Genomic DNA, 2,172 nt, shown 5'->3' with positions numbered 1-2,172 from the left:
GGGGTCGTGCCGGACGCTCCCACCGGACCCGAAGCCGCGCCCAAGACGCGCACACCCCGCGAGGGAACGAAGCAGGCCACCCTGATCGCCATGCTGCGCGCGCCGGACGGCGCGACCATCGAGGAGATCACCGCCGCCACGGGCTGGCAGTCGCATACAGTGCGCGGCGCGATGGCAGGGGCGCTGAAGAAGAAACTCGGGCTCGAAGTGACCTCGGAGAAGGTCGAGGGGCGCGGAAGGATCTATCGACTGCCCGCTGCCTGATCGATTTTCATCCGAAGACCCCATTGCCGCCGCCCGGATCGGGCGGCGGCTTTCTTACACGGTACTGCCTTCGATTTCCTAAGTCAGAGCAGCGAGAGGGCTGGTCAGTGCTCCCTTCAACGTGCACCGTGCGCCGATCAGATTGGAGGGCTCTATGCACATTGAGGCTATGCCGTATGCTGTTCAATTGAGGATACATGCTGATCGGATCGATGATGGCACCATGAACCACGCTTGGTCACCAGAGACCCCGATCCACCTTGAGATATCTATCATCTATGCGGCCGTGATAATTCGGAAACTGTGGGAACACTATTCAAGCCTTTACCGAGAGGTCGGCTTTGACCTCGGTGATTCAATGCCTGGCCTGCATGAGACGAGTGGGCTCGGACCGCAGTCCGGACTCACATTTGTGCACCGAGTTATTCACTCCAAGTACATTGACACGAGCGAGGGAACAAAGGCTTCTGGTGTCGAGTTTGAGTCGGATAAAGCCGGTCACCTTCGGATCAGCTATGCCGACATTACTAAGTTCTTGAGGCAGGCTGCTGCCGCCACCGAGGCGATTCACGGTTAGGCCAAGTCTCCATTAGACTCGTTCGAAAAGAATTGTGCGGAGTGTTTTGCCCTGATGTGGCCTGAGCATTTTCGCAAAATGCTCACACTCGCCTCAACCGCTCGAACAACCGCCGCAAGGCGTAGCTGCGGCCAATCGATACGACGGTGAACACAAGCCCCAACTTCAGGTTCTGCGCCAGCGTCGCGTGGAGCCCAAAAATGGGGAAGATCAGAATCTGTGTGACGACGGCGACGGTGTAACCGACGATCACGTTGGCGACGGCTTCGGCCAGCGACATAAGGCGTGACTGCTTCATGCCGCTGCCTCATCCATCGGCCAGCAATTCAGCCGCCAAAGTTCGCAGCGCATGCGCCGCAACCAAGGGGACCACGCCATTGCCACAGAGGAGAAGCCGGTCCACCCGGTGGGCCAGCCCATCAGCGCCTCGACGAACAGCGGGTTCAAGGTCCGGCGCGCATCGGAGGTATCGTTCCCAGCCATCGGCATCGCCAGGACCTGGCGGCCAAGCAGGCCATTCACCGGCGTGTTCGCCAATGTCGTCGCCCCGTCCTTGTGGTCCCGCGCTGTCGGCGTCATCCACATCCCCGCCGCGTGGGTCAGATCGGCTGTCCGCCGGTTGCCCGCGCTCGGCTTGCAGCCATCGTTCGCCATCGGCGTCGGCCAGTCCCGCGCCATACCGTCCAGTCCCTTCTCGTGTTTCCGGTCTCCGCCCCGGCTGCGGAAGCTGTCGGTCTGCGGGGTCGGCCAGAGCGCGGCCGTCGTCGCGAGGTTCATCCCGTGCTGGCCCGCCTCCTGCGAGGGCGTCGGCTTCGTCTGCCGGTTCTCGTTGGCGCTGGCCCTTGGCGTCGGCCAAAGCCGCAGCAGTTCCGTCCGGTTCCCGCCACTCGACCGGGTGCCAGAGCAGGCGCGCGGGGTCGGCCAGCGCGTCCCCCTCGCGGATGGCGAGGATGAACAGCCGTTCCCGCTTATGGGGCGCGCCAACTTCCGCCGCCGTGAAGAGGCCTGCCGCAAGCTTGTAGCCCATGCAGACCAGTCCGTCGGCGACTTCGGGGAAGCCGAGGCGGAGATGATGGGCGACATTCTCGAGAAAGACGAAGGGCGGCTCAACTTCGGCGATGATGCGAGCGACATGCGGCCAGAGGTGGCGCGGGTCGTCCGCACCCCGACGCTTGCCCGCGACGGAGAACGGCTGGCACGGATAGCCCGCAGTGACGATGTCCACCGCGCCGCGCCACGGGCGGCCGTCGAAGGTTCCAACATCGTCCCAGACAACAGCCTGATCCAGGGACGCGTCTTCCATCCGCGCCACGAGAGTGGCTGCGGCGTAG

General features: G+C 63.4%; 3 protein-coding genes. 1 reads left to right on the top strand and 2 read right to left on the bottom strand.

Annotation, left to right across the window (positions count from 1 at the left end; genetic code table 11):
• Positions 1-264 (top strand): DUF3489 domain-containing protein (locus tag ACEW8Q_RS10900; protein WP_373504086.1); only part of this gene is annotated, 264 nt, incomplete at its 5' end.
• Between the two features lie 659 nt (positions 265-923).
• Here ACEW8Q_RS10900 and ACEW8Q_RS10895 read toward each other — a convergent pair.
• Positions 924-1,139: a hypothetical protein gene (locus ACEW8Q_RS10895; RefSeq protein ID WP_373504085.1), complete on the bottom strand. Its 216-nt coding sequence runs from the start codon at positions 1,137-1,139 to the stop codon at positions 924-926.
• Between the two features lie 9 nt (positions 1,140-1,148).
• On the bottom strand, positions 1,149-2,172 hold a 1,024-nt coding region (locus tag ACEW8Q_RS10890; RefSeq protein ID WP_373504084.1), incomplete at its 5' end, for a DNA cytosine methyltransferase.

It is taken from the genome of Aestuariivirga sp., from assembly GCF_041738905.1.
Lineage (GTDB): Bacteria > Pseudomonadota > Alphaproteobacteria > Rhizobiales > Aestuariivirgaceae > Aestuariivirga.
This window is presented reverse-complemented; position numbering and strand designations above follow the sequence as displayed.

Excerpts from the sequence above, each read along its gene's own strand:
- ACEW8Q_RS10895 (WP_373504085.1), bottom strand. The coding sequence starts at position 1,139 with ATGAAGCAGTCACGCCTTATGTCGCTGGCCGAAGCCGTCGCCAACGTG.